The sequence below is a fragment of the Halobacillus amylolyticus genome (assembly GCF_022921115.1).
Lineage (GTDB): Bacteria > Bacillota > Bacilli > Bacillales > Halobacillaceae > Halobacillus_A > Halobacillus_A amylolyticus.
Window position 1 is genome coordinate 645,444 of the sequence record NZ_CP095075.1, and the last position, 26,083, is coordinate 671,526.

The window sequence follows — 26,083 nt, forward strand, 5'->3', positions numbered from 1 at the left end:
CCCCCACGTAGGCGAACTGCTTATATAGTCTAGTCGCCGGTGCTAGATAATAAGAAAAGCAGAGGCGACCGGGAGACACGACAAGCATAAGCGAAGAGGGGCGTTTAGACCTTTCTTACATATTTCCAGAAGCCATTCATATAAAAAACCCCTCTCAGTGAGAAGGGTCAGCTTACTATTCATTGTTTTCATCCGCAAAAGGAATCTCATACTCAGGCTGTACCCAAGCTTCAATGACTTCACCGCTTTGTTCCGTATCCATAACATATGATCCATTACTGTAACGGTCATTTGCTTTAAAATCCATTGGGTTTACAGTTATCAATTCCTCTTTTGCTGTTTTTAACACCAGTTGATCCTGAGCTGAAACCATATGCAAATCAATGAGTCTATGAGGATTACTTTTCAACTCTCTTAGCATGACGACACCACGTTTCGCTCTGGAAGTTTGTTCAAACTCCTTCAATCGCATCCGTTTTACTGCTCCACGATGGGTCGTGATGATGATTGAAGGATCTCTTGAGGCATCAAATGTTTGACCGGAAACCACTTGTTCTCCATCTTTTAGCTGGATGGCTTTCACACCGGCTGCCCGTTGTCCAACGGCGTTTACTTCTTCTTCATGATACCAGAGACCATAGGCTTTATTTGATGCAATGAACAAATGTGAGTCCCCTGAAGTCACGTGGACATCAACGACCTCATCCTCCCCTTTTAAGTTAACCGCTACTAATGGTTTAGAATGGCGCTGTGCATGGTACAGTGGTAAATCACTCTTTTTAACCATCCCGTTTTTCGTAAAGAAGATTAAATAGTTTCCTTCTTTAAATTCACGAATCGGAATCGCTTCGACAATAAACTCATCTTTCTCAATCGAAACAAGGTTAGCGATGTGTTGACCGAGGTCTTTCCAGCGGATATCTGGCAGCTTGTGCACAGGAATAAACAGGTATTTTCCGAGGTTCGTAAACAGAAGCAGGTTATCAGTTGTATTGATTTCAAAGAGCCTGAGGATATGATCTCCATCTTTCATAGCAAAATCCTTGCCATTTGAAGCCGCATAGGAACGCAGGCTCGTCCGCTTAATGTAACCATCCTTAGTGACAGTAACGAGAATGTCTTCACTCGCAACGGTTACTTCGAGATCGACCTTCAATTCTTGCACCTTTTCTTCGATTTGGGTTAGACGATCATCGTTGTACCGCTTCTTCATTGCTCGAAGATCTGCTTTAATGACTTTAAATAATTCGTGCTCACTAGCAAGTAGTTTTTCTAAATAGCTGATCTGTTCTTTTAGCTCATCTGCTTCCTTTTGCAATTCTGTAATATCCGTGTTTGTTAATCTGTAAAGCTGCAAGGTTACAATCGCTTCAGATTGCTCTTCCGTAAAGTCGTAGGCTGCAATCAATTGCTGTTTTGCATCCTGTTTATCATTTGAACTACGAATTGTGGCAATCACTTCATCTAGTATGGAGATCGCTTTAATAAGCCCTTCAACAATATGCGCACGGCGTTTCGCTTTATTTAAATCGTAGAGGGATTGTCTTGTCACGACTTCCCGCTGATGCTTAATATAAGCATCTAACATCAGCGGCAGGCCAAGTAATTTAGGTGTACGTTCATGGATTGCAACCATGTTAAAGTTGTAAGCAATTTGAAGGTCAGTATGTTTGTAAAGGTAATTTAAAACCCCTTCACTGTTGGCATCTTTTTTCAGTTCAACAACGATTCTCATCCCTGTCCGATCGGTTTCATCGCGAACCTCTGATATTCCTTCAACCTTACGATCAATACGTAACTCATCCATTCGTTTTACTAATGTAGCCTTGTTTACCTCATATGGAATCTCATCAATTACAATCTGCTCACGTCCGCCGCGTACAGAATGGACAGCTGCTCGCCCGCGCAGGACAATTTTACCTTTCCCCGTTTCGTAGGCTTTTCTTAGACCTTCAATCCCTTGAATCGTTCCACCTGTGGGAAAATCAGGTCCTTTTAACTTCGTCATTAACTCTTCAACTGAAGCACTTGGTTTATCAATTTTCATAATAACAGCATCAATGACTTCCCCGAGATTGTGTGGAGGGATTTCAGTTGCATACCCCGCTGAAATTCCTGTCGATCCATTGGCAAGTAAATTAGGAAACTTTGCTGGCAATACGGTTGGTTCTTGAATGGTATCATCAAAGTTCGGAATATGTTCAACGGTTTCCTTCTCAATATCTCTTAGTAATTCAGAGGAAATACTTGATAATCTCGCCTCAGTATAACGCATGGCGGCAGGTGGATCTCCATCCACACTCCCGTTGTTCCCGTGCATTTCAATTAACGATTTACGAACTTTCCAATCTTGACTTAGCCTTACCATCGCCTCATACACAGATGAATCCCCGTGCGGATGATAATTACCAATCACCGTACCGACGGTTTTAGCTGATTTCCGGTACGCCTTATCATGTGTATTCTTTTCCTGGTGCATCGCGTATAAAATTCGGCGTTGAACAGGCTTCAAGCCATCTCTGGCATCAGGAAGCGCCCGTTCCTGAATAATATACTTACTGTAACGGCCAAATCGGTCGCCCAGTACTTCCTCTAATGGTAAATCTAAAAACTTTTCTGCCTCAGCCAACAGAAAATCCCCCTTTTATGTCTGAATTTTATCGTTTTCTAAAATGTTTGCTTCGTCTTCAAGACCAAAAGCAACGTGGGATTCAATCCATTTGCGGCGAGGTTCCACTTTATCCCCCATCAGCGTTGTCACCCGACGTTCTACCCGAGCAAGATCATCAATCGTTACACGAATGAGCGTTCTCGTTTCCGGATTCATTGTCGTTTCCCATAGCTGACCGGCGTTCATCTCACCTAGACCTTTATATCTTTGAATCGTATAACCATTTTTAAACTCTTTCAGGAGTTTTTGCATGCCTTTTTCATCCCAGGCATATTCGGTTCTCTCTTTCTTTCCCTTTCCTTTTGATACTTTAAAAAGTGGTGGGAGAGCAATAAATATTTTGCCTGCTTCCACTAATGGACGCATGTACCGATAAAAGAACGTCAGCAAGAGCACTTGAATATGCGCCCCATCCGTATCGGCATCAGTCATGATAACAATCTTATCATAATTGCAGTCTTCTAACGTAAAATCTCCCCCGACCCCTGCACCAATGGTATTAATAATCGTTGAGATCTCTTCGTTTTTGAATATATCAGCAATCTTCGCCTTTTCAGTATTAATGACCTTACCCCGTAAAGGAAGCACGGCCTGAAACTTGCGGTCACGTCCTTGTTTAGCAGAACCGCCTGCCGAATCACCCTCAACGAGGTACAATTCATTCTTCTCTGCATTTTTCGATTGAGCTGGAGTCAGCTTTCCGCTCAACAAGGCATCCTTCCGTTTCTTTTTCTTCCCTGACCTGGCATCCTCCCGCGCCTTTCTAGCCGCTTCTCTTGCTTCCTTAGCCCGAATCGCTTTTTTAATCAGCATGGATGCGATATCTGGGTTTTCCTCAAGGAAGTAGGAAAGTTGTTCTGCGACGACAGCATCGACGGCTGAGCGGGCTTCCGATGTACCAAGTTTACTTTTCGTTTGTCCTTCAAACTGCAAAAGCTCTTCAGGAATTCTTAATGAAATGATGGCTGTGAATCCTTCACGGATATCGTTTCCTTCTAAATTTTTATCTTTTTCCTTTAACAACTGTGCTCTTCTTGCATAGTCATTAAACACGCGCGTTAGAGCAGATTTAGAACCTGACTCGTGTGTACCGCCATCTTTTGTGCGTACATTGTTAACAAAGGAAAGAATGCTTTCTGCAAATCCATCATTGAACTGAAAAGAAAAGTCTACTTCAATAGTTGCATGTTGACCCTCAAACGAGACAATAGGATGAAGGGTATCCTTCTCCTCATTCAAGTAGGCGACAAAGGATTCGATCCCGTCGTTATATTGATAAGATTCTTTTATGTCCTCACGCTCATCTACTAAATTTATCCGAAACCCTTTCAATAAAAAAGCGGCTTCCCGCAATCGTTCCGATAATGTTTCAAAGTTGAATTTTTTCACTGAAAAAACCGTTTCATCGGGCTTAAACCGAATCGTCGTCCCAGTCTTTCTTGTGGCACCCTTATTTTCAAGGGAAGTTACAGGAATTCCACCACGCTCAAATCGTTGATAAAATTTCTCGCCGTCCCGGCAAATATGCACTTCTAACCACTCGGAAAGAGCGTTGACAACGGATGCGCCAACACCATGTAATCCTCCGCTTGATTTATATCCACCTTGACCGAACTTACCACCTGCGTGAAGTACGGTAAGAATAACTTCAGGTGTAGGCTTCCCTGTTTTGTGCATTCCTGTAGGCATTCCACGGCCTTCATCCTTCACAGATACACTTCCATCTTTATGAAGAGTGACCGTCATTTGCTCTCCGAACCCAGCCAATGCCTCATCAACAGCATTGTCTACAATTTCAAAAACTAAATGATGCAAACCTCGTTGATCAGTGGACCCGATATACATCCCTGGCCGCTTCCGTACGGCCTCCAGCCCCTCTAATACTTGTATGGAATCATCTGAGTACGTCTGATTTTGTTTCGACAATTTTCCATCGGCTCCTTTCTAAAAACGACACGATCTACATCTATAATAGAACAAACGTTCGTTCATGTAAACGTCCATATAAATACATCACTTGTTATATTGTAGCGGTTTTATTGAAATCCGCAAATACAATTATCAATAATAACGAGAAAAAATCCCTGCCACAGCAGGGATTTCACCTAAAATATTTCATTTTTCGCCCAAAATCGCGTGGGCCACTTTGATACACATATCCATAATGACGAGGCCGTCATGATTTTTTAATGCTTCGTAGGCCTCTTCATGAATGACACCTTGCTGCCCCCAGAATGCCTTAAAATCAATATCAGCTGCTTCTTGAGCTATCTTAGGCAAGAAATCAGATCTTCTGAACACATTAACAATATCAATCGGCTGATCTACGTCACTCAGCCGTTGATAAGATTTTTCCCCAAGAGATTCTGTAATCGTAGGATTTACTGGGATTATTTTATAACCGGCACGCTGCATAGCTTCACTTACTTGATAGGACGTTCGATGGGGCTTATCAGACAGTCCGACAACAGCAATGGTTTTTGAATCCCTCAACAGTTTCTTTATTTGCTCCTGATCTGGATTGGTAAACATCTGTTCATCCTCCTTATTCCTCAAGTAATCCTTCACTAACAAGGTATTCACGTGCTACTTTAGCTGGGTCACGATCTTCAAAACTTACCTCATAGTTCATTTGACGCATTTGATCCCCTGTGATTTTTCCGCCTAATTGATTTAGCACATCTGCAAGTTGAGGATATTTATTAAGAGTTTCCTGTCTCATCAATGGTGCACCTTGGTATGGCGGGAACAAATTTTTTGGATCTTCTAGTACTTTTAGATTAAGGTCAATCATATACCCGGCAGTCGCATAAGCGTCAATGACATCGACTTCACCGCTTGAGATCGCCCCTTGTCTTAAGCCAGGATCCATCGTAATGACTTCCCCAAAATTAAGATTATAGACTTCTTTCATCCCTTGATAACCATCCTGCCTATCCTTAAATTCCAACGTGAAACCGGCAGTAATTTGATTTTCTATAGGCTTTAAGTCGCCGATGGTCTCTAAATTATACTGCTCAGCCAACTCTTGAGTTGTAGCCACCGCATACGTGTTATTAAATTGCATCGGCTGCAGGAAGGCTAGGTTATATTCCTCAGCCATGCCCTGTTTCGCTTGCTGGTAAACTTCCTCGGGATCGTTGCTCTCCGCCTGTTGACCTAACAAGGAAACAAGCGCCGTTCCCGTAAACTCTGGATAAATGTCAATACTCCCTTCCTGCAGGGCACTAAACACAAGGTCAGTTTTACCTAAATTGGGTTGTAATCCTACATTCAAATCTGTTTCTTCCTCAATCAGCATTTTATACATATTAATTAATATGGCTGGTTCTGAACCGATTTTCCCACCGATAACGAGATCATTCTTAGCTTTCCCCCCAAAGGCAAGTGGACCAACTGCAACAAGCGCTGCAATAACGAGTAAACTGACAAGGGAGCGGAAGCCGGATTTCGCAGAGGTTCGTTCAAACAAACGAAGAATAAAATCTAGTATGATGGCTAATAATGCTGCTGGTATGGCACCTAAAAGAATTAAGTTAATATCACCGCCTCGGTCAAGTCCGAGCAGGATCAAATCACCCAATCCTCCCGCCCCGATCAATGCTGCAATTGTTGTTGTTCCAACTATTAATACCATTGATGTACGAATACCAGCCATAATAACTGGCATAGCTAACGGAAGTTCAACCTTTGATAATCGTTTAAATGAACTCATGCCCATCCCTGTAGCCGCTTCCTTTAAAGCGGGACTGACTTCTTTAATACCTGTGTACGTATTCCTTATAATAGGCAGAAGCCCATAAGCTGTTAATGCAATGATAGCTGGTGTTTTACCAATTCCAAAAAACGGAATAAGAAAGGCTAATACGGCTAGGCTCGGTATGGTTTGCATAATAGCAGTGACCCCAATAATAGGCTCAGCAACCCGTTTGTTTCTTGTCAATAAAAGACCAAGTGGAACAGAAATTAATGTGGCGATGACTAATGCAATAATAGAAATTTGCAAATGCTCCCATATTTTTTCATAAAAAACATCTTGTCTTTGTTGATATACTTCTATAAATGTATTCATGTCTGCACCACCCCGTTAGTCACCTTCATTTGTTTCTTGAGGTAAAGCACCATGTCCCTATACGATAACGTTCCAATCAATTCCCCATGATTTACGACTGGGAGAACTACATAGTCTGTATTTTCAAAAACCTGGGTTGCCTCTCTTAAAGTCATTCCATGCTGCAGGAGCGGCAGATCTACTTTATCTCCATTGTGGACACCGTAAGCAAGCTGATCTTCCCTGTCTTTAATTGCATACGTCCCTTGATTCGGAACGATCCCTGCTTCATGATCTTCTGTCGTATAGACTTGTGACCTCGTCTGATTAATAATGACATCGATAGCTGTTTGCCATGGAGACTTTCTTTCACCTATGAAATCCTCAACAAAGGAACTTGCGGGGTGTAAAATTAAATTTTGTGGTTTATCAAGCTGGATGATCTCTCCTTCTTTCATTAAGCAGACGCGATCACCAATAGCCATCGCCTCATCAATGTCGTGGGTAACAAAAACAATTGTTTTTTTAATTTCCTGCTGCAACTTGCGAATATCCTTTTGCAGGTGTTCTCTGCTGATAGGGTCTAGTGCGCTAAAAGGCTCATCCATTAGGATAATGTCTGGATCAGCCGCTAAGGCACGAAGCACCCCCACTCTTTGCTGCTCCCCTCCAGATAGTTCGCTCGGCTGTCGTTTTCTATAAGTCTCAGGCGCGAGCCCGACCATATTCATTAATTCGTCAATCCGATTTGTGAGCTTTTGTTTTTTCCACTTCTTCATTTCTGGGACAATAGAAATGTTCTCTTCTATTGTCATATGTGGAAATAGTGCAATTTCCTGTAATACATAACCAATATTCCAACGGAGCTCATGGATGTTATACTCCCTTATATCTTGATTATGTATCATAACAGCTCCTTCTGTAGGCTCTATTAAGCGATTAATCATTTTCATCGTTGTTGTTTTGCCGCATCCACTAGGACCAATTAAAACAAGTAGTTCCCCTTCCTGAACCTCCAGTTGAATGGATTTGATGGCAGTGGTTCCATCAGGATATGTTTTTGTTACATCATTGAACGTAATCATGCCCTTCCCCCTAACTTAGTAAATAAATATCAAATATATGTTCCCACATTTTCAGGATTCGAAACATTTTGTGCCGTTTCGACAAAAAGCCTCATTCCTAATAGGAAAAAGGCTTCCGATTCATTCACTTAATTTTAATTGTTCATCTATAAAGGCCCATGTGTCTTCATTAGCAAAATATACACTCCAAGAAGCAATTCCTCCCAGATCGTACTTCCTCATTAATTCAATGCGCTTTTTCAATGACGTTTCATTCTCAAGCCACATCTTGTAGGTCGTCCCATCTTTTGTTGTATGAACAAAATGTTGGCCGGACGACTCATCAAGTTCAGGTGTAAGCCCATTGGCCTCCACCCACTGTTCTGCTTCATCCATTGTCATCGAGGTTGAACTCACTTCCCCATTCTTTTCCTCCCATAACCGTGTGTATAAAGGGATGCCAAGAAGTAATTGCTCATTTGGAACTTCCTCAAGTAAGGTTTGCAAGTTGTTTTCAACCCATGGAAGACTAGCGACACTGCCTGCCGTAGACGATGTTGCCCAGTGCTCGTCGTAAGCCATCACCGCAATAAAATCAGCTGCTTCAGCAAGTTCCGCTCGCTCATAAAATCCAGACCACTGGCCGCTGCTCGAGATAAAGGTTACATCGACAGATACCACTAACCCTTGCTTATGGGCCCGAGGAGTAAGCTCCCTTACGAATTGAGTAAACCACTTTCCGTCCTCTTCATATACATTTTCAAAGTCTAAATTCAGTCCATCCAGCTTGTATTGCTTTGCATACTGTAAAAGTTGTTCAATCATGTGTGACCTCTTTTTGTATGAAGGCAGTACCATTGAGGTAAGCTCTGGATCAAAGCCATTAGAGAAAAGCGCCCAAACTTTGTCGCCATTTGCGTGAGCAGATTGAACGTATGAAGCGGCAGCTAAACTTTGGATATCTCCATTCTCGTTCGAAAGGGTAAACCATGTAGGCGCCAGCACATCTACACTTGGATATTGCCGGACCTCCTCAGGATTTGCCTCTTGTGTATAAATGCCATCCCATGCTAAATGAATCGGTGGCGTGAGCTCGGTTACCTTCACCGTTTCCTCAGGAGCTATACGTGTTTTCACAGTTGCTTCTCCTTCTATTGTAAGAGCATCTTGTGAAATGTAGCCTGTGTACCCCTTATTCGTGACAATAAGATAAAAGCCACTGTCTTCTTGCAAAACTTGTACCTTGTCTAATGCCTGAAGACTGGTATAATAGGGTGTCGTTACGGTAGGATCACTTCTTATATCATACATATATTCTTTTAGATCACTTTTAACGGTCGCAGTTTTCTTTTCAAATCCATGCGGTAAAATATGAACGGCCCCGTTTGTGTACGTTTTTACCGAGAGGGCATAGATGTCTTGCAAAAAATCAGCTGCCAGCCATCGCTGACCGTCCTCCCGAATTAATGGCTGGTAAGGGTGATCTATCTTTCTATCGTTCTTTCGGTAAAAGACTTCCGACTGCGGGATTTGATAGACATTTTGTGCCTTAGTTATAATTAAAGATTGGCTTTTCTCATCGTAGACGATATGGGGATCAACCACATTTTTGATGTAATCAACTGGTACATATAAACGATCTTTTTTTATCATACCGTTGAACTGTTCGGAACGATCTCCTTCGTAAAAGAGCGGATAGGCTGAAGGGGAAAAAGCAACCTTTTTTGACGAAGGAAAAGGGTATAGCCATAAAATAAGACAGGTAATAAGCATGCCTAACGTGACGACCCAGATCAATGTTTTCTTACGTGATGATTTCATTTCATTCAACTATCCTTTCTCGGTTCATCATAAAGGAAATTGTCGAATATTAAAATCAAAACATGTATTCATGCTTGTTCATTTTTTTGTTCTTTATTGCTAGATATAATGATAAACTTACTATAAGTGAGTGTTCAAAAAGTTGCCAAATTAGAAGGTCGAGGCGGAACTTCAGAGGATATTCTTCTTCGCTGCCTTGCACCGAAGAATTTACTTCTTGAATAGGCGCGTAGACGCAGGTGCTCACGCTCTTCAAAAGTAAGCCAACGAAGAGATTCGCCTCTTATCATTTGTGACTTTTTGAACATCCTCTATAAGAACTACCTTAAAGAAGGAGTTAAGGAGCTGTACACATATGGACTACGTCATTTATATCCTCATTGCTTACTTACTAGGAGCAATTCCCTCAGGTCTAATTGTTGGTAAAGTTGGCTATGGTATCGATATTCGTGAACACGGAAGCGGAAATCTTGGGGGAACAAACACCTTTCGTGTATTAGGGGTTAAAGCTGGGTTGCTTGTTACCAGCGCTGATATATTAAAAGGAACGATCGCGACGGCCCTTCCTTTCTTTATGGGAGCGGATGTCATCACTCTTATCATCGGAATATTTGCTGTTTTAGGGCACATGTATCCAGTATTTGCCGGATTTAAAGGTGGAAAAGCTGTAGCAACGTCTGGCGGGGTTATTTTAGGAATCAACCCTATTATTTTTGTTATTATTCTTGCTACCTTCTTTCTTGTCCTTTATATTAGCAAATATGTATCGTTATCCTCTATGATTACGGGGACTGTCGCTGTAGTTGTTTCTATTCTGTTTCAAGACTACGGACTATCTATTCTCATCACGCTTTTAACTATATTCGTTATCTACCGTCACCTCGCAAATATTAAACGGATCATCAACAAAACCGAACCTAAAATTACATGGATGTAATACAGTCTATGACATGATACATGTCGTAGACTTTTCTCTTTGAAAGAGGAACAGCACTAACCTTAAAGCATTAAATTGTATAATTAATGTCACATATTGTATACTTTGTCGTATAAAGAAGGATAAAAAGGAGTCATAGCTATGAACAAAACCGAATTAAACAAAAACAAGCAACTCCCTTCTAAGAAGGAACGCCATAAATTATTCGGATCAGTAGACCCAGGTCCTCGCACGAAACCAGAAGAAAAAGACAAGATGGTAGACCTGCAAAATTCTAGGGAAGATTTCTTATTCAATATCGATATGGTCGGGATTTCAAATGTAAAACACCCGATTCAAATACCTAGTCAGCTTGCCCCACAGATTCAAACGACGATCGGAACGTTTTCTTTTGGCTCTTCTATTGCTCAAGGAAGTAAAGGAACAAACATGAGCCGATTTACTGAACAGCTTGATAAATACCACAATGAGGGCTTTGCGATTGATATAGAGACACTGAAGAAGTTTACCAAAGAACTTGCAGGTCGATTAAAACAGGAAGATTCTGAAGTTGAAGTATCCTTTCCTTGGTTCTTTGAAAGAAAAGGTCCTTATTCCGACCTGACCGGCATGAACCATGCAGATGCTACGATTAAAGTGCTCTATGATCAAGCAACGGGCTATGATATTACGGTTGAACTAACAGGGAAGATTACGACACTATGCCCATGTTCTAAGGAAATCAGCGAGTACAGTGCCCATAATCAACGTGGAAATGTTACGATGAGCGTGAAATTAACAGAAGACTTTGATGAACAGCAAGTTGACTGGAAAGCAGTCTTACTTGAAGCTGCTGAAAGCAATGCAAGCGCCCGTATTCATCCTGTATTAAAACGTCCAGATGAGAAAATGGTGACAGAGCAAGCTTATGAAAACCCACGCTTCGTCGAGGACATCGTACGCTTAGTTGCTGCTGATTTATACGAATATGATTTTGTTGAAGCATTTGAAGTAAGCTGTCGTAATGAGGAGTCGATTCATTTACATGATGCTGTAGCAACTCTGAGTTATGATAAAAAACAGGAAGATTCTGCCGAGTAAGGTGATTTTATGAAGCAAGTCTTGATTGGGCTGATTACGTTTTATCGCAAGTTTATAAGCCCTATGACCCCGCCGAGCTGCCGCTTCCAACCAACTTGTTCTGAATATGGGATAGAATCCTTAAAACGGTTTGGCTTTTTAAAAGGAACCTATTTAACGATAAAACGTCTGGGGAAGTGTCACCCCTTTCATAAGGGTGGTTTTGATCCTGTTCCCCTAAAGCACGACGACCAAAAAGATGTTCCGTACCGCTAAAGGGACGGGACATTTTCTTTTATCGATGTTTACAGTGCCATGGTTAAGGATAGACAACAATTACACGATCTGTATTTAGGAGATGAGTCCATGAACTTACATGTAACAGAAGCAGCAGCTAAGTGGTATGAGAATGAATTAGATATAGAAGGTGAGACATCCATCCGCTTTTATGTACGCTATGGAGGAGTTGGCGGGTTACAACCGGGTTTCTCCCTGGCTATTCGCGAAGACGTAAAACAAGAACCTATCGCCTCAACGAAAGTGAATCAAATCGAATATTTCGTTGAAGAAGACGATGAGTGGTATTTTGATAACCTCTCATTAAAAGTACTGCTTAATGAAAAATGGGATGAACCCGAATTTGAGTATGAATGAAAATAAGACACCTTTATAAAAGGGTGTCTTATTTTGTGTCTAAGGAAAATCGCTTAATTTGTTCCCATTGTTGTTCTTTTTTTAAGATATTATATTGCCTGTCGCCGAAAAGATCAAAATGCGGGAAGTTAGGGTCATGATGAATCCATGCCTTCTTTAAATTGTATCGTTTCCCCCACGCAGCCAGCTTATCTACATTTGCACAGCCTACCTTTGTTACTGTATCACAACCTGGAAATCTATCATCAAGCCAATAATGTGTCAGAAAAGCAATATGACCATTTTGAACTTGACTTTTCCACCTTTGCAGCTCTTGTCTTTTTACACCAAAGGCCATTATTCGTAAGACTCCATTGCCTCTATATAGGCATCATGCCAATCAGGGAAACTTCTGCGAATGGATACCGGCCGAAAGCTGTCTTGTTTAACGATGACATGCTTCGTTGTACCTTTCACAGCCACTCCCCCTTCCTTATACCTCACTTCATAGCCATACGTAACTCTAAGTCCATCATAGTCATCGACCCATGTAACAACATGAACATCATCTCCATAGCGAACGGGTTTTTTATAGTTGATCGTCACATCTACGACTGGAGAATAAACACCTTGCTGCTCAATTTCATGATACTTAAATCCCAAATCCTCAATAAAGGCTGTCCGACCTATTTCAAACCAGACTAAATAATTGGCGTGATAGACTACCCCCATCATATCTGTTTCCTGATAGCGAACATTAATTGTTGTTTCGTTTATTTTCATCCTTAAGACTCCCTCCGAACAATGCGCCAAGCATTTGTGATGTCACCATGTGTGATTGTGTGCAAGTCTTCTTCTTCCTTGTCTATTAAGCGAATCGCTTGATATTGGATCGCTTCATTAACTAAATTGTTGATGAATCGTCCATTTCCTTCTACTTCGTGCGATTGAAATAAGTCCAGTAAAAGCTGTTCAACATGATCACCAAGCTTATAGCCGTACTGCCCTGTTTGGTAAGCGAGCATGTCGAAGAGCTCGTGTTCGTCATAATCAGGAAAGGTTAAATACTTTTTAAATCGAGATGATAATCCAGGGTTGCTAGCGATCAGTTGCTTGATTTCCTCCTTATACCCAGCCAAGATGACGACTAGGTTTTCATTATGCCGTGTCATCTCATCAACGAGGGTTTCGATCGCTTCTTTTCCAAAATCATCACGTCCCCCGTTATATAAGGCATAGGCTTCATCGATAAACAGCACGCCGCCGAGAGCTTCACGTACTTTACGTTTCGTTTTCATTGCTGTCTGCCCAACATAGCCCGCAACAAGATCACTTCTTGAAGCCACGACCATATGTCCACGTTTCAAAAGACCGCATTCCTTTAGAATCTGTGCATAAATGTCGGCAACAGTGGTCTTACCCGTACCAGGGTTTCCTGAAAATACCGAATGAAGCTGAATCGGTACTACAGGATACCCGCGCTTCTTCCTCTTCTGCTGGGCCTGTACAAAGGAGGAGAGTTTTTCAACTTCTTCTTTCACACTGTTTAATCCAATAAGTGAATGAAGTCGATCTATGGGTGAAGAGGATTCGTCATCGCTTGTTTCGTCAAAATTTAAATCCTGCTCACTTATTCTCATGTGATCTAACCAATGCCGCTTATCCTCTAGCTGTTCGGAGGCACCCTTTTTAAAAATCGTTTTCAACACGAGGTTACGAACGGTTCGTGCGTTCCCAAATGAATCATCAACCCGTTCTTTTTCAATAAGGGATTCAAATAACATCAGTGCACGTTCAGTAAAGAAAAAGTCATTCTCAAGCGCCGCATCCTCAGCAATTTGTAAGAGCTCATGAAGCTGATAATCAGGCAGTTCAATGTGATTTTGTTCGGGAAATCTGCTGCGAAGACCAGGGTTAGACCAAAGAAATTGACGCATTTCTTCTGGATAACCGGCTAAAATAACGGCGAATTTTCCGCCATATTCCTTACTGGTCATGGCAGATACTAGGGTATCGATAACAGCTTGTCCATAATCATTCCCTGTCTGCCCTTCTCTCTTCAAACTATAGGCTTCGTCGATAAACAGAACCCCGCCAACAGCTTGCTGAACATAATTCATCGTATTCTCTTCACTTTGCCCCACATATGAACCAACAAGATGGGAACGATTGACTTCGACCACCTCTTTTGTATCCAGGATTCCGAGTTCATAATAAATGTTCGCCAGTAATCTAGCGATTGTTGTTTTACCTGTACCAGGATTTCCAGTCATAATCATGTGGAGGCCGGGGGCATCAACCATAGAAAACCCAATATGACGCCGATATTGTTGATATTTTAAAAACTGATAATAATGCTTAATATATTTCTTCACATCAGATAAGCCCACCATTTGGTCAAAGGACTCAAGTGGATTCTCATTTACTGACAATGTTAAAAATTGTGGAAGGCGTTGATACAATTCATCTTGATATTCAGTGAGTTTTCTCGTTTTCTCATTAACTTGTTTAACCGGAATATTTATCCGCCGATGTTCAATTGAATCGAGGGCTTCCGTTAGTATTTCTTTTAAAGATAGTAAGTGCTCGTACACTTCTTGATACAATTTAAGACGACGGCTTGTCGCATCAACAATATTTTTAGTGGCAAGCTCTTCATTCCACTGTTCCTGCACAACCTCCACTTCATCATACATGACCTGTGCTTTTTTTCCTTTTGCGGAATCATGATCGGTTTCATGAAGGATCCATTGTTCATATGGTGTTTCCTTTAAAAGTGTATAAGCTTTAAGGAGCTGAATCGACTCATATAAATCACGAACTAAAGGATTGTCAGGATCGATCACCCGTGCTTCATCAATAAATTGATCAGCAAGTGGATCCTTGTCTCTATGTCGCTTCATCCGATGATAGGCAAGGACAATATAAAGGAGTGCTTTTATTTCTTTATCCATAATTTGCTCATCATTCATCAAACGTAATGCTTCAATTTCTGTAACTTGTGGCTCTTGATCAAGGCTGTTCCACGTTTTAAGAATTGATTTATCCACGGCTTCACTTCCTTCCATCATCACTTTTTCAATTTTATCATAGTCTATTTCTTATGTAGATTAACATGCCCATACCAATCACCCCTTCAAAGAACAAGCGCTGTAACTGGTTATAATCAACATCATGTAATCATGCCCACAGTCAAATATTTTTATTGTACGCTAAAAGTAAAAAAGCAGATCCCTTATTTTACGAAGGGATCTGCTTCATACGATTGTGATGACGTTGTTCAATTCGTTCATCAATTTGGTCGAGCAGCTTTTGGTCAGCTTTTATTAAGCGAATATTCTCTTGAACACGCTCGCTATAGGTTATTTTTTGTCTTCTTCTCATAAGAATCGCTCCTTTTGTTATAAAAGGATTCCCATGTTTAAAACAAAATATTCCTAATTTAACGCATTCTTCATTTTCACCATAAAGTCATAAGTCATCGGCCCGACCTTACGTGGCTGTTGAATGACACCATCCGTCCCGATGAAATATGTAGTCGGAAGGGCGATCGCTTGATAATCGTTGTTCACGTTAAGTTCCTTGTCTAATACGACTGGAAAAGTATATCCACCCTCTTCTATATAATTTCTCACTTTTTTTATACTGCTTTCGGAACCTGTGGCATTAACAGCGACAATTTGAATTTCGTCACCGTATTCTTGCTGAAACTTTTCCATTCTCGGCATTTCTTCACGACATGGGGGACACCATGTTGCCCAAAAGTTTAATATCACCTTCTGTCCACGTAAGTCGGATAAACTTAAAGTCTCCCCTGCAAGGGTCTCTAAAGTGAAATCAGGAGCTTTTTCTCCTACTTCGAGGCCATCTGGAGCGTTGGGTGGTGTGATACTTGTCCCTTCCTGTGAAGAATCTCCCGTGACGTTATACTCGACAACTTCACCTTCTGAAGATTCTCCCTGGTCCTCACTAAAAACATTAAACACTACAACACCTATTAAAACCATTAAAAAGAGCCCCGCTCCGATTTGTTTAATCATTCTAACCCATCCTTTTTAAGTATAAAGTTCAAAAAGGCAATAAAAGGAGTACCCCTATTATACATATCACACCAAGCGAGCAGACATGCCTTTACAATCCTTAAAATTATTTTTAACTGAATCAATTTCATGATTTAGGTGCCACGTGCCCCAAGGGATTCAAAACGTAAAAAAGAAAGCACCTCCCCAAGTTTAGTCAAGTTTTTGAAATCATTTTTATTAGGTTAAGGGCAGTAATCTGGAAGGCTCAATCTCAAGAGAGGTTTCCGTTGCCTTGGATGAAAAGGAAGGTCCGGGAAATCACTCGCTTTCCGGGGCGATGTGGAGCAACACGGATAGAAAAGTGATCAGACCTCTTTATAAAACTGAAACTAAAATCTGCTGGATAAGAATCCATTTTGAACCTTTTCGGAAAAGAGCCTTCTATTCTGCCAGTCTTTGGCATTTCAAAAAAGAGCAATTATTAAATTGATTCACCTGGTAAACTATTTATCCTTTATACATAACAATATAGATGTTTGCAATGTCTTGTAAAGCAGTCAGACCCATTGTTTGAAAAAATGTCATGAGGAAAGTCCTTGTGTTCATATTAAAAGGCCGCTCATTGAAGAGCGGCCTTTTAATATATTATTTAGCTTAATTTGTTACGTAACACCATTTGGAGAATTCCACCATGACGATAGTAATCTACTTCTACCTCACTATCAAAACGAGCAACGACGTCGAATTCCTTCTTATTCCCCTCTTCGTCTGTTGCCGTTACTTTTACAAGATCATGAGGCTTAACAGATTCATCAACTTGAACATCAATCGTTTCACGACCTGTTAATCCTAGAGATTCAATCGTATCTCCTTCTTTGAACTGCAATGGAAGAACACCCATCATCACAAGGTTTGAACGGTGAATACGCTCAAAGCTTTGAGCAATAACCGTTTTAATTCCTAGAAGATCTGTTCCTTTAGCTGCCCAGTCACGAGAGCTTCCCATGCCGTAATCATTACCAGCAATAACAACTAGAGGCGTTTGATCCTCTTTGTATTTCATTGCTGCCGTGTAAATAGGCATAACTTCCTCAGTCGGCCAGTACGTAGTGTAGCCACCTTCTGTATCTGGAGCTAACCCATTACGGATACGGATGTTACCAAACGTTCCACGCATCATCACTTCATGGTTTCCTCGGCGTGAACCGTAGGAGTTGAAGTTACGAGGTGACACGTTATTCTCCTGAAGGTATTCCCCTGCCGGCATATCTTTAGGAATAGCACCAGCTGGAGAAATGTGGTCAGTTGTTACGGAATCACCAAATTTACCAACAACGCGCATGCCATTAAGAGGTTTAACGGTTTCTGGATCACGAGATAACCCTTCAAAGAACGGCGGGTTCTGGATATACGTAGAATCATCGTTCCAATCATATAGAGGCTCATCTGTTGTGTCGATCTCATTCCATTTTTCGTTCGAGTTGAAGACATTCTCATACTCTTTACGGAAAATTTCAGGTGTGACCGCACGAGAGATTTCAGCTTTGATTTCCTCTTGTGTTGGCCAAATATCGTCGAAGTAAACAGGCTCGCCATCCTTATCAGTACCAAGCGCTTCCTTCTTGAGATCTATATCAACCGTTCCAGCCAGCGCGTACGCGACAACAAGTGGCGGTGAAGCCAAGTAGTTTGCTTTAACAAGCGGGTGAATACGGCCTTCAAAGTTACGGTTACCTGAGAGAACAGAAGAGGCTGTTAAATCATTATCAGCAATCGCCTTTTCAATCTCAGGAAGCAGTGGACCGGAGTTCCCGATACAAGTTGTACAGCCGTATCCTACTAAGTTAAAGCCTAACTGGTTCAAGTATGGCATTAACCCGGCATCTTCAAGGTAACGTGTAACAACTTTAGAACCTGGGGCAAGTGACGTCTTCACATATTCAGGCACATCAAGGCCTTTTTCAATTGCCTTTTTAGCAACTAACCCTGCTCCCAGCATAACGTGCGGGTTAGAAGTGTTTGTACAAGAAGTGATGGCGGCAATGGCTAAAGCACCTGTTTTCATAACTGCTTTCTTGCCATTGGCAAATTCAACTTCTGCCTCTTTATCAAACTCAGACTTGTCTAAGCCAAAACCGTGGTTTCCGGCTGGACCAGTAATCGCTTTAGTAAAAGATTCTTTCATTTGAGAAAGTGGAATTAAGTCCTGTGGACGCTTAGGGCCAGATAAGTTTGGCTCAAGGTCACTTAATTCAATTTCAACCAATGATGTGAATTCAGGATCTTCTAGAGACGGGTCATACCAAAGATTGTTCTCTTTGCAATATTTTTCGACAAGATCAATTTGCTCTTCACTGCGTCCTGTTAAACGCATGTACTCTAGAGATTCGCCGTCGACCGGGAAGAAACCACACGTCGCGCCATATTCTGGTGCCATGTTTGAGATCGTTGCGCGATCGGCAAGCGGCATTTCCTGTAAACCAGGCCCGAAGAATTCAACAAATTTACCAACAACGTTTTGTTCTCTTAGCTTTTGTGTAACTTTTAACGCTAAGTCAGTAGCTGTTGTTCCTTGCGGGAAACTTCCGTTAAGTTTAACACCGATAACTTCAGGTGCAGGGAAGTAGGACGGCTGTCCTAGCATGCCCGCTTCCGCTTCAATGCCGCCAACACCCCATCCAAGCACGCCAAGACCATTGATCATTGTCGTATGGGAGTCTGTCCCGACAAGTGTGTCAGGGTAAGTATCAACAGTACCTTCATCGTTCTCTTTCGCATGAACGACGTTTGCAATGTATTCTAAGTTTACTTGGTGAACGATACCAGTTGCTGGTGGAACAGCACGATAGTTATTAAACGCCTTTTGAGCCCAGTGTAGAAATTCATAGCGTTCCTGGTTCCGTTCGAATTCTAGCTCCATATTTGCATTTAACGAGTCAGCTGTACCGTATTTATCAACCTGTACAGAGTGGTCAATAACTAAATCTACCGGAACCTCTGGATTAATCTCATCCGGGCTTCCTCCCATATCAACCATTGCTTTACGAAGTGAAGCAAGGTCAACAACAGCTGGAACACCAGTGAAGTCTTGTAAGATTACACGGGAAGGTTTAAATGGAACATCTTCCCCTTTTGATTTACTAGTTCCCCAGTTTGCTAGACTCTCCACGTGACCATCATGAATCACACGTCCATCATGCTGACGAAGCAGAGATTCAAGCAGAATACGAATGGAGAAAGGCAGACGGGAAATCTTGCCATGTCCCGCATTTTCTAAGGCTTTTAGATCGTAATAGTTGTACGTTTTGCCATTTAAGTCAAATTGTTTGCGAGCATTAAATGCATTGCTAGCCATATTCCTTTTACCCCCTCATCAAAATTAAACGGCGAGGCTGTGTACCAGCTTCCCCATTCCCCAAAAAAAATGTTCATTTGTATCCTTTTATATAAAAGTTCACAAATATGCACCCTTTATTTTAAATGAAAACGATTAATATGTAAAATATTTAGACATCATTTTTATAACTTCGACAATCCTCTTACCATGACACCTTATAAAGCTCACACTTCTTCTTGTCTTTCCCTGCCTAAACTTTTATAATTATAATTGTAATCTACGTTAAACTATTTAAATTATGAAACAGGTGATATTATGTCAGGTGGCTTTGCCCTATTTATTGTCGGGTGGATTGTCATCATGGTCACGCTTATGGGAATTGGCGGTTTTTTCATGTTTCGCAAGTTCCTTAAGCGAATGCCAAAAGAAGATGGAAAATCAACCATTGATTGGGAAGAACACTATATAGAGCGGACGCTCCATATGTGGAAACCAGAACAAAAAGCATTGCTTGAAGAACTTGTTTCCCCTGTTCCTGAGTTATTCCGAGACATTGCTAAGCAGAAAATTGCCGGGAGAATTGGACAAGTGGCCATAGAAAAGAAATGCTCCAAGATCACACAAGACGTCATCATAGAAGGGTATATTCTCGCTACACCTAAACGTGATCATAAATTTTTAATCAAAAAGCTTAACGAAAAAGAAATTGACATTACACCATACCAGCCTTTATTTGACCGCTAAAAAGCTCATGCTATTGAAATAGCACGAGCTTTTTTAAATTCAAAAAAGTATATTCTGCGAGCTGAGAAACCTCCTGTCACGGTCAAGAGGCTTTAATTTAACTAGTTATAATGTTCTTTCTAGTTGTAAGTATTGCCTGAGCATGGCTAAACGCCATGTTACGATCATGCCAAGGGCCAGCAGGAAGAACATCCCGCTCATTTGCCCGAAAGCTATCGTCTGCCCGATGATAAGCTTAAGTACAATACGCAATATAAGTAGTCCAAATAAAATAAAGACGAACGCTTTTGACGGCTTTAAATAAATCTGATCCTCCCGCACTTCAAATTTTGATGTACGGATGAGAAAAAATGAAAAGAGAATCCCCACACAAACTGCCTCAGCAACCTGGCTCCACTGCACGCGAAAAACCGGAAATAAAAACATGAGCGCCCCCGTACTCATAAAAAGTGGAGGTAAGATAATCTTTTTCACGCTGGCAGGCCTTCTAGCGGCCCGAAGCCGGACAAATATCATTACAGTAGCCATAAACGCAGCTACCACTGTGCTTGCAATAATCCAAAACATAAAGATTTCACTCTTTCTAACAATTCCATAATAAGTTAATTCAACACTCGTTCGATCGCCTCTAACACATGCGGTTCATCAAATGGCTTCACAATGAAATCTTTTGCCCCCATTTCAATCGCTTCAACGACCATCTTCTGCTGTCCCATAGCTGAACACATAATTACTTTTGCACCTTTAAAAGCAGACTTAATTTGTTTGAGAGCATCGAGGCCGCTCATCTCAGGCATGGTTATATCCATCGTTACTAAGTCCGGATTTAATTCATGAAACATCTCAACAGCCTCTTTGCCATTTTCTGCTTCCCCAACTACATGGTGCTGAGCTTTCTGTAAAATATTAGTCAATGTAGCCCGCATAAACTTTGCATCATCTACGATTAGTATTCTAGCCATCCTGCCCCTCCTTACCGAATATTACTCGGTATCATTCGCGACCGTTAAAATGATGGTCATGGAGATACCAATTACGGTCAAATACACCCCTAAATCAAATAATAGAGCGGTAGCTAATTCTGTTCTCCCTAAAATAGGCAGCTGGAAATAAGCGAAAGTTTGGCTTAAGAATGGTTCGCCAAAGGCAAACGAGCCTGCACCTGTAGCAACAGCAATTAGCAGCCCGGTAAAAGTCATGTAGCGAAAGTTAACGCGAATCACTTTTTCCATCGCATTCAGGCCATAAGCCATATACATAAGAACAAGGGCCGCAGCAGCCATCAATCCTCCGATAAAGCCTCCACCAGGAGCATTGTGCCCAGCAAAAAATAAATAGACTGAGAACCCAAGAAGGATAAAAGCAATAATGGATGTCGTCGTTCGTAGTATTAAATCGTTTGTCCTAGTCATAAACAAGCTCCTTCAAAAAGTTTCAATATGTTTATCATAATACAAAGTTCATTGAATTGCCATCTAATTAAAAACCTTGGAAGCCGAATAATCCCGCAAGATAGGAAGTTAGTTTCGTCATCCAATCGAAATACAACGCGATCCCCATGAAAATCATAATATATCCGCCAATTTTCATAATTTTGCCGCTATGTCGTTTGATCCAGTCCAATTTCCCAATAAAGAAAGAGAGGACTAAAAATGGAATAGAAAATCCGAGGGAGTAGGATATCATCATCACAAGAAATAAGTCCGGATTATCAGCTGCAAGCGCCAATACGGAAGCTAATATCGGCCCCATACAAGGTGTCCAACCTAGTGAAAATGTCAGCCCGATAATAAATGAACCAAGATAACCGGCAGGACGGTTTTTAAAAGTGATTTTGCGATCCTTCATAAGAAATTGGAAGTTGAACACCCCGATGATCACAAATCCGAAAAAGATGATCAGAATGGCTCCCACTCTCCGGATAATCTCCTCATTTTGAATGAAAAACTGGGAGAATAAAGATCCTGAAAATCCTAAAATTATAAAAATAATTGTAAAACCAAGCAGGAACAATATTGTGTGAGTGAGGCTCTTCTTCTTAAGCATTCCATTATCTTCTTTTAATTCATTTATGCTCATCCCCGTTATGTAGGATAGAAAAACTGGATACAAAGGAAGAACACATGGTGATATAAAAGAAAGAAAGCCTGCACCAAATGCTAAAAATATATTTATATCTGACATAACAACACCTCCACGTTCAGACTCGAGTCCTATTGTATCAAAACAAATTCAAAAAAACGATTATTCAGTTGTGAACATCTGTTGACGTTCGTTTAGAAAAAAGCAGAAATAGGCACTAAGTATTCTCTATGGCTTTCTCCCTTTTAATGCTAGGGGATCTGGATCGCAGCTAGATCCCCTTTTGCAAATCAAAAACCCTCTCTTCCATATGTATGGAAGAAAGGGCTTAGCAATTATCATTTATTCTGTTGATTATTCATCGAACGCATCATCTGATTAATCTTCTTCTGTGATGGCTTTTGACCCATTTGCATCATCATTGTGCGCAACATTTGCTCATTAATTGGCGGGTTCTTCTTTAAATAGTTCATCATATATCTTCTCGCTATGAAAAAGCCCAAGGCTACTCCGCCAATGAGAGCCAAAACGGCAATGATGATCACCCATACTATGCCCAAAGTCATTTAAACGTCTTCCTCCTTCGTATTGTCTCCCATAACAGTATAGTAAAATGCTCATAGGAATACAATAGGGCATTTTACGATAACAGACGCTGACTTGAAAGAGGGGAAACCCATCCATAATGCTCTCCGTTTTCCTCTACAATAAAAAACGTTTGATCACACATTCTTAGTGGTTGAAATAGAACCCTTTCTGCCTGCCAGAGGCTGTCACACTGCAATAGACAACAGCTTTTCTTATTTACGATTATATCATAATTTTGTTCATAATTGAATAAATGCCCATTCTTATTTATAGAGAATGGGGTTACCTTTGATCCCTTACAAAGATCTCCCAGCCATTCATTAAAAGAGAAATCTTCGGTTATATAATCCAATTGTTTTTGATGTAATTTTGATTGAGGGAGACGCATGCACTCCTGGAAAAATCGTTTTAACATTTCTACTTTATAGTAATAGTGTTCACAGACTTCTTGTCTAATTGCATAGATCACAAATTGCATAGCTCCATCACTCCTTGTTCTTGATTATACAGAGCCTCGAGCGAACAATTTGTCACAATATGACTAACTAGTCCAACGATTTTTGTCAAAACTGAAAAACTTAAAAGCGGACTACTGTATTTTGATATACAGTAGTCCAATTCTATTTATTTATTCATTAAGCTTTCCGCGTGTTTGACTACATTTTCTACGGTAAAGCCATAATTTTTAATGACAGTCTCTCCTGGAGCGGACGCGCCGAATGTATCGATGCCGATGATAGAGCCATCAAGGCCGACATAACGCTCCCAGCCAAAAGATGCACCCATTTCAACCGCAAGACGGTTTCTCACTGCATTCGGCAATATTTTTTCTTGATATTCTCTTGATTGATTATTAAAACGATCGAATGATGGAATACTTACCACTCGTACATCATAACCTTTGGTCTTGAGTTCTGATTGTGCTTGTACAGCTAGCTGTACTTCAGATCCCGAGGCCAGCAAGATCCCATCAGGTGTTTGTTTATCGGAATCACTTAGAATGTATGCCCCATGTTTCACTCCCTCGTAAGCTTTTTCACTTGTACCTTCAAGTGTCGGCAAGCCCTGGCGAGTCAGTACAAGTGCTGTTGGAGTTGTATTTGACTCAAGAGCAATTCTCCAGGCTGCACTTGTTTCATTTCCGTCTGCAGGACGAATTAAGGAAAGGTTTGGCACGGCTCTTAGGGAAGCCAGTTGTTCAACAGGCTCATGAGTAGGCCCATCCTCGCCAACAGCTACAGAGTCATGCGTAAATACATAGTTTACAGGCAGATTCATAATAGCAGATAAACGCAAGGCTGGACGGAGGTAATCACTGAAAACAAAGAACGTACCAGCATAAACTTTTAACCCACCATGCAGTGCCATACCGTTTAGCGCACAAGCCATGGCAAACTCACGGACACCAAACCAAATATTACGACCTGCATAATTTTCACGTGAGAAGTCCTCTTCTCCTTCTACCGCCGTTTTATTGGAGCCGGCAAGATCGGCACTTCCACCAAAGAAGTAAGGTACAACTTCGGATAATGAATTAATGACCTTTCCTGAGGCTGCACGTGTTGCCGGGCTATCCTCTGCAGTAAATGTTGGCAGGCTGTCTTGCCATCCTTCAGGAAGTTCGCCATTAATGGCTTGTTCCAATTCTTTACCAAGTTCAGGATATGATTCCTTGTACTGTTTCATTAAATCATTCCACTGTGCTTCTTTATCTTCACCATTCGCTTGTACTTTCTTTTTGAAATCTTCATATACTTCTTCAGGAACTTGGAACGGTTCATGTTCCCAGCTATAATGTTGTTTCGCTGCTGTAACCTCTTCTTCTCCGAGCGGTGCCCCATGAGAAGCAGACTTACCAGATTTATTAGGTGAGCCATAACCGATCACTGTTTTAACTTCAATCATTGTCGGCTGTTCGGTGTTTTGTTTTGCTTGTTCAATGGCTTTGCTAATATCTTCTGTATTCGTTCCATCTTCTACACGAATGACTTGCCAGCCATAAGCTTCATAACGTTTCTCAACACTTTCACTAAAAGAACGATCAAGATCCCCATCCAATGAAATATCATTAGAATCATAAAGCACGACTAATTTCCCTAAGCCTAAGTGACCTGCTAAGGAAGCGGATTCTTGAGATACGCCTTCCATTAAATCACCATCGCCACAAATCGCGAAAGTGTAGTGATCAACGACGTTGTATTGTTCACGATTATATTTAGCCGCTAGATGTGCCTCTGCCATAGCCATTCCTGTTGCCATTGAAATTCCCTGGCCTAATGGTCCAGTGGTTGCTTCCACACCGTCTGTATGATGAACCTCTGGGTGACCGGGTGTTTTTGAATCCCATTGACGGAACGATTTAATATCATCTATCGTTACGTTATATCCTGAAAGGTGCAGCAAGCTGTATAACAGCATTGATCCATGACCTGCTGATAAAACAAAACGATCACGGTTAAACCAGTGTGAATTTCCTGGATTGTGGTTCATAAATTTTGTCCAAAGGGTGTAAGCCATTGGGGCCGCTCCCATGGGCATCCCTGGATGACCTGATTGCGCTTTTTCAACTGCATCAATAGTAAGTGTTCGGATAGTATTAATAGATGTTTGTTCAAGGCTTGAAGCCATGTCAACATTCTCCTTTCGTCTTCCCATATATGTATCATGTATTATCCTATAATGAAAATGAGCAAGTGACAAGCATTGTTATTGTTATTCACCAATCTTCTTAATAGACATCCATTACTTTTCCCTAGATTCACAAAGCTAAACAAAAAACCGTACCCACAATGAGTACGGTATATGATTTAATGTTTTTTTTCATTTTCCTGCATTTCTTTCAGCTTTTTCGGTGTAACGTCCTTCCCGTTTGGGTCCACAACAGTCATACCTTTCAACTGATTTTTAAAGGATTTACGAACATTCTTTAAATATTCTTGACGAAGTTCTTGCTGCTCCGTCTTTTCAGCTTTATTTAAACCTTCACCTTTAGATTTATTAGCTAATTCATTAATTCGTTTCAGTTTTTCATCTGCTAACATTTTCACATACCTCCTTAACTGGTATTGGCCATG

25 protein-coding genes are annotated in these 26,083 nt (G+C 41.1%); 5 read left to right on the top strand and 20 right to left on the bottom strand.

What is annotated here, in order from left to right; genetic code table 11:
* Positions 1 to 175 precede the first annotated feature (175 nt).
* The 6 genes from parC to MUO15_RS03480 all read right to left on the bottom strand — a co-directional run bounded on the left by parC (position 176) and on the right by MUO15_RS03480 (position 9,607).
* Positions 176 to 2,629, bottom strand: a complete 2,454-nt coding sequence (gene parC / locus MUO15_RS03455; RefSeq protein ID WP_245033442.1) for a DNA topoisomerase IV subunit A — start codon at positions 2,627 to 2,629, stop codon at positions 176 to 178.
* A gap of 15 nt (positions 2,630 to 2,644) precedes the next feature.
* Positions 2,645 to 4,597 (bottom strand): DNA topoisomerase IV subunit B, encoded by a 1,953-nt coding sequence (gene parE / locus MUO15_RS03460; RefSeq protein ID WP_245033444.1) that lies wholly within the window; start codon positions 4,595 to 4,597, stop codon positions 2,645 to 2,647.
* 189 nt (positions 4,598 to 4,786) lie between these two features.
* Complete coding sequence (locus tag MUO15_RS03465; protein WP_245033446.1) at positions 4,787 to 5,203, bottom strand: CoA-binding protein; 417 nt, start codon at positions 5,201 to 5,203, stop codon at positions 4,787 to 4,789.
* Between the two features lie 13 nt (positions 5,204 to 5,216).
* On the bottom strand, positions 5,217 to 6,743 hold the full coding sequence (locus MUO15_RS03470; RefSeq protein WP_245033447.1) for an ABC transporter permease/substrate-binding protein: 1,527 nt from the start codon (positions 6,741 to 6,743) through the stop codon (positions 5,217 to 5,219).
* Positions 6,740 to 7,807, bottom strand: a complete 1,068-nt coding sequence (locus MUO15_RS03475; RefSeq protein ID WP_245033449.1) for an ABC transporter ATP-binding protein — start codon at positions 7,805 to 7,807, stop codon at positions 6,740 to 6,742. Before MUO15_RS03475 ends, MUO15_RS03470 begins: the two co-directional genes overlap by 4 nt.
* Positions 7,808 to 7,927: 120 nt before the next feature.
* Positions 7,928 to 9,607 carry a glycosyl hydrolase family 18 protein gene (locus MUO15_RS03480; protein ID WP_245033451.1) on the bottom strand — a complete coding sequence of 560 codons (1,680 nt, stop codon included), beginning with the start codon at positions 9,605 to 9,607 and terminating at the stop codon, positions 7,928 to 7,930.
* 355 nt (positions 9,608 to 9,962) lie between these two features.
* Between MUO15_RS03480 and plsY the strand changes: the two genes are divergently transcribed.
* The 4 genes from plsY to MUO15_RS03500 all read left to right on the top strand — a co-directional run bounded on the left by plsY (position 9,963) and on the right by MUO15_RS03500 (position 12,257).
* Entirely contained in the window at positions 9,963 to 10,544 is a 582-nt protein-coding gene (gene plsY, locus MUO15_RS03485) for a glycerol-3-phosphate 1-O-acyltransferase PlsY (protein ID WP_245033453.1), read from the top strand.
* 141 nt (positions 10,545 to 10,685) lie between these two features.
* A complete protein-coding gene (gene folE2 / locus MUO15_RS03490) occupies positions 10,686 to 11,624 on the top strand; it encodes a GTP cyclohydrolase FolE2 (RefSeq protein WP_245033455.1) in 939 nt (312 codons plus the stop codon).
* Positions 11,625 to 11,633: 9 nt separating this feature from the next.
* Entirely contained in the window at positions 11,634 to 11,879 is a 246-nt protein-coding gene (gene yidD / locus MUO15_RS03495; RefSeq protein ID WP_245033457.1) for a membrane protein insertion efficiency factor YidD, read from the top strand.
* A 90-nt stretch (positions 11,880 to 11,969) separates the two neighbouring features.
* A complete protein-coding gene (locus MUO15_RS03500) occupies positions 11,970 to 12,257 on the top strand; it encodes a HesB/YadR/YfhF family protein (RefSeq protein WP_245033459.1) in 288 nt (95 codons plus the stop codon).
* A gap of 28 nt (positions 12,258 to 12,285) precedes the next feature.
* On the opposite strand, the gene MUO15_RS03505 is transcribed toward MUO15_RS03500, so the two are convergent.
* From MUO15_RS03505 to acnA, 6 genes are all read right to left on the bottom strand, one after another.
* Positions 12,286 to 12,594 carry a hypothetical protein gene (locus MUO15_RS03505; RefSeq protein ID WP_245033461.1) on the bottom strand — a complete coding sequence of 103 codons (309 nt, stop codon included), beginning with the start codon at positions 12,592 to 12,594 and terminating at the stop codon, positions 12,286 to 12,288.
* Complete coding sequence (locus MUO15_RS03510; RefSeq protein ID WP_245033463.1) at positions 12,594 to 13,019, bottom strand: acyl-CoA thioesterase; 426 nt, start codon at positions 13,017 to 13,019, stop codon at positions 12,594 to 12,596. The genes MUO15_RS03505 and MUO15_RS03510 overlap by 1 nt, the downstream gene beginning before the upstream one ends.
* A gap of 2 nt (positions 13,020 to 13,021) precedes the next feature.
* On the bottom strand, positions 13,022 to 15,286 hold the full coding sequence (locus MUO15_RS03515; RefSeq protein WP_245033465.1) for an AAA family ATPase: 2,265 nt from the start codon (positions 15,284 to 15,286) through the stop codon (positions 13,022 to 13,024).
* 190 nt (positions 15,287 to 15,476) lie between these two features.
* On the bottom strand, positions 15,477 to 15,620 hold the full coding sequence (locus tag MUO15_RS03520) for an FbpB family small basic protein (RefSeq protein ID WP_245033467.1): 144 nt from the start codon (positions 15,618 to 15,620) through the stop codon (positions 15,477 to 15,479).
* A 53-nt stretch (positions 15,621 to 15,673) separates the two neighbouring features.
* Positions 15,674 to 16,276: a TlpA disulfide reductase family protein gene (locus MUO15_RS03525; protein ID WP_245033469.1), complete on the bottom strand. Its 603-nt coding sequence runs from the start codon at positions 16,274 to 16,276 to the stop codon at positions 15,674 to 15,676.
* A gap of 631 nt (positions 16,277 to 16,907) precedes the next feature.
* Entirely contained in the window at positions 16,908 to 19,613 is a 2,706-nt protein-coding gene (acnA, locus tag MUO15_RS03530; protein WP_245033471.1) for an aconitate hydratase AcnA, read from the bottom strand.
* Positions 19,614 to 19,910: 297 nt separating this feature from the next.
* On the opposite strand from acnA, the gene MUO15_RS03535 reads away from it, so the two are divergent.
* A complete protein-coding gene (locus tag MUO15_RS03535; RefSeq protein WP_396266318.1) occupies positions 19,911 to 20,339 on the top strand; it encodes a DUF2621 domain-containing protein in 429 nt (142 codons plus the stop codon).
* Between the two features lie 105 nt (positions 20,340 to 20,444).
* Here MUO15_RS03535 and MUO15_RS03540 read toward each other — a convergent pair whose 3' ends face one another.
* The 8 genes from MUO15_RS03540 to MUO15_RS03575 all read right to left on the bottom strand — a co-directional run bounded on the left by MUO15_RS03540 (position 20,445) and on the right by MUO15_RS03575 (position 26,050).
* On the bottom strand, positions 20,445 to 20,906 hold the full coding sequence (locus MUO15_RS03540) for a CcdC family protein (RefSeq protein ID WP_245033473.1): 462 nt from the start codon (positions 20,904 to 20,906) through the stop codon (positions 20,445 to 20,447).
* Positions 20,907 to 20,941: 35 nt separating this feature from the next.
* The gene (locus MUO15_RS03545; protein WP_245033475.1) at positions 20,942 to 21,301 is read right to left on the bottom strand and encodes a response regulator; all 360 of its coding nucleotides are present in this window, start codon (positions 21,299 to 21,301) and stop codon (positions 20,942 to 20,944) included.
* 21 nt (positions 21,302 to 21,322) lie between these two features.
* Positions 21,323 to 21,751 (bottom strand): Na(+)/H(+) antiporter subunit B, encoded by a 429-nt coding sequence (locus MUO15_RS03550; protein WP_245033477.1) that lies wholly within the window; start codon positions 21,749 to 21,751, stop codon positions 21,323 to 21,325.
* 67 nt (positions 21,752 to 21,818) lie between these two features.
* Complete coding sequence (locus MUO15_RS03555) at positions 21,819 to 22,523, bottom strand: cytochrome c biogenesis CcdA family protein (protein ID WP_245033479.1); 705 nt, start codon at positions 22,521 to 22,523, stop codon at positions 21,819 to 21,821.
* Positions 22,524 to 22,759: 236 nt separating this feature from the next.
* Positions 22,760 to 22,987, bottom strand: a complete 228-nt coding sequence (locus MUO15_RS03560) for a YneF family protein (RefSeq protein ID WP_396265782.1) — start codon at positions 22,985 to 22,987, stop codon at positions 22,760 to 22,762.
* A 74-nt stretch (positions 22,988 to 23,061) separates the two neighbouring features.
* Entirely contained in the window at positions 23,062 to 23,487 is a 426-nt protein-coding gene (gene sirA, locus MUO15_RS03565) for a sporulation inhibitor of replication protein SirA (RefSeq protein ID WP_245033481.1), read from the bottom strand.
* 146 nt (positions 23,488 to 23,633) lie between these two features.
* Positions 23,634 to 25,637 (bottom strand): transketolase, encoded by a 2,004-nt coding sequence (gene tkt / locus MUO15_RS03570; protein WP_245033483.1) that lies wholly within the window; start codon positions 25,635 to 25,637, stop codon positions 23,634 to 23,636.
* Positions 25,638 to 25,816: 179 nt separating this feature from the next.
* Positions 25,817 to 26,050, bottom strand: coding sequence for a DUF896 domain-containing protein (locus MUO15_RS03575; protein WP_245033485.1), 234 nt, complete (start codon positions 26,048 to 26,050; stop codon positions 25,817 to 25,819).
* Positions 26,051 to 26,083: the final 33 nt, after the last annotated feature.

Bases quoted from the DNA above. Each gene is read 5' to 3' on its own strand.
- plsY (WP_245033453.1), top strand. From the start codon at position 9,963: ATGGACTACGTCATTTATATCCTCATTGCTTACTTACTAGGAGCAATT.
- yidD (WP_245033457.1), top strand. From the start codon at position 11,634: ATGAAGCAAGTCTTGATTGGGCTGATTACGTTTTATCGCAAGTTTATA.
- acnA (WP_245033471.1), bottom strand. From the start codon at position 19,613: ATGGCTAGCAATGCATTTAATGCTCGCAAACAATTTGACTTAAATGGC.
- sirA (WP_245033481.1), bottom strand. From the start codon at position 23,487: ATGCAATTTGTGATCTATGCAATTAGACAAGAAGTCTGTGAACACTAT.
- MUO15_RS03520 (WP_245033467.1), bottom strand. From the start codon at position 15,620: ATGAGAAGAAGACAAAAAATAACCTATAGCGAGCGTGTTCAAGAGAAT.
- MUO15_RS03470 (WP_245033447.1), bottom strand. From the start codon at position 6,743: ATGAATACATTTATAGAAGTATATCAACAAAGACAAGATGTTTTTTAT.
- MUO15_RS03540 (WP_245033473.1), bottom strand. From the start codon at position 20,906: ATGTTTTGGATTATTGCAAGCACAGTGGTAGCTGCGTTTATGGCTACT.
- MUO15_RS03505 (WP_245033461.1), bottom strand. From the start codon at position 12,594: ATGGCCTTTGGTGTAAAAAGACAAGAGCTGCAAAGGTGGAAAAGTCAA.
- MUO15_RS03465 (WP_245033446.1), bottom strand. From the start codon at position 5,203: ATGTTTACCAATCCAGATCAGGAGCAAATAAAGAAACTGTTGAGGGAT.
- MUO15_RS03555 (WP_245033479.1), bottom strand. From the start codon at position 22,523: ATGTCAGATATAAATATATTTTTAGCATTTGGTGCAGGCTTTCTTTCT.
- tkt (WP_245033483.1), bottom strand. From the start codon at position 25,637: ATGGCTTCAAGCCTTGAACAAACATCTATTAATACTATCCGAACACTT.
- MUO15_RS03475 (WP_245033449.1), bottom strand. From the start codon at position 7,807: ATGATTACGTTCAATGATGTAACAAAAACATATCCTGATGGAACCACT.
- MUO15_RS03575 (WP_245033485.1), bottom strand. From the start codon at position 26,050: ATGTTAGCAGATGAAAAACTGAAACGAATTAATGAATTAGCTAATAAA.
- MUO15_RS03535 (WP_396266318.1), top strand. From the start codon at position 19,911: ATGTCAGGTGGCTTTGCCCTATTTATTGTCGGGTGGATTGTCATCATG.
- MUO15_RS03480 (WP_245033451.1), bottom strand. From the start codon at position 9,607: ATGAAATCATCACGTAAGAAAACATTGATCTGGGTCGTCACGTTAGGC.
- MUO15_RS03545 (WP_245033475.1), bottom strand. From the start codon at position 21,301: ATGGCTAGAATACTAATCGTAGATGATGCAAAGTTTATGCGGGCTACA.
- MUO15_RS03525 (WP_245033469.1), bottom strand. From the start codon at position 16,276: ATGATTAAACAAATCGGAGCGGGGCTCTTTTTAATGGTTTTAATAGGT.
- MUO15_RS03510 (WP_245033463.1), bottom strand. From the start codon at position 13,019: ATGAAAATAAACGAAACAACAATTAATGTTCGCTATCAGGAAACAGAT.
- MUO15_RS03560 (WP_396265782.1), bottom strand. From the start codon at position 22,987: ATGACTTTGGGCATAGTATGGGTGATCATCATTGCCGTTTTGGCTCTC.
- MUO15_RS03550 (WP_245033477.1), bottom strand. From the start codon at position 21,751: ATGACTAGGACAAACGATTTAATACTACGAACGACGACATCCATTATT.
- MUO15_RS03500 (WP_245033459.1), top strand. From the start codon at position 11,970: ATGAACTTACATGTAACAGAAGCAGCAGCTAAGTGGTATGAGAATGAA.
- folE2 (WP_245033455.1), top strand. From the start codon at position 10,686: ATGAACAAAACCGAATTAAACAAAAACAAGCAACTCCCTTCTAAGAAG.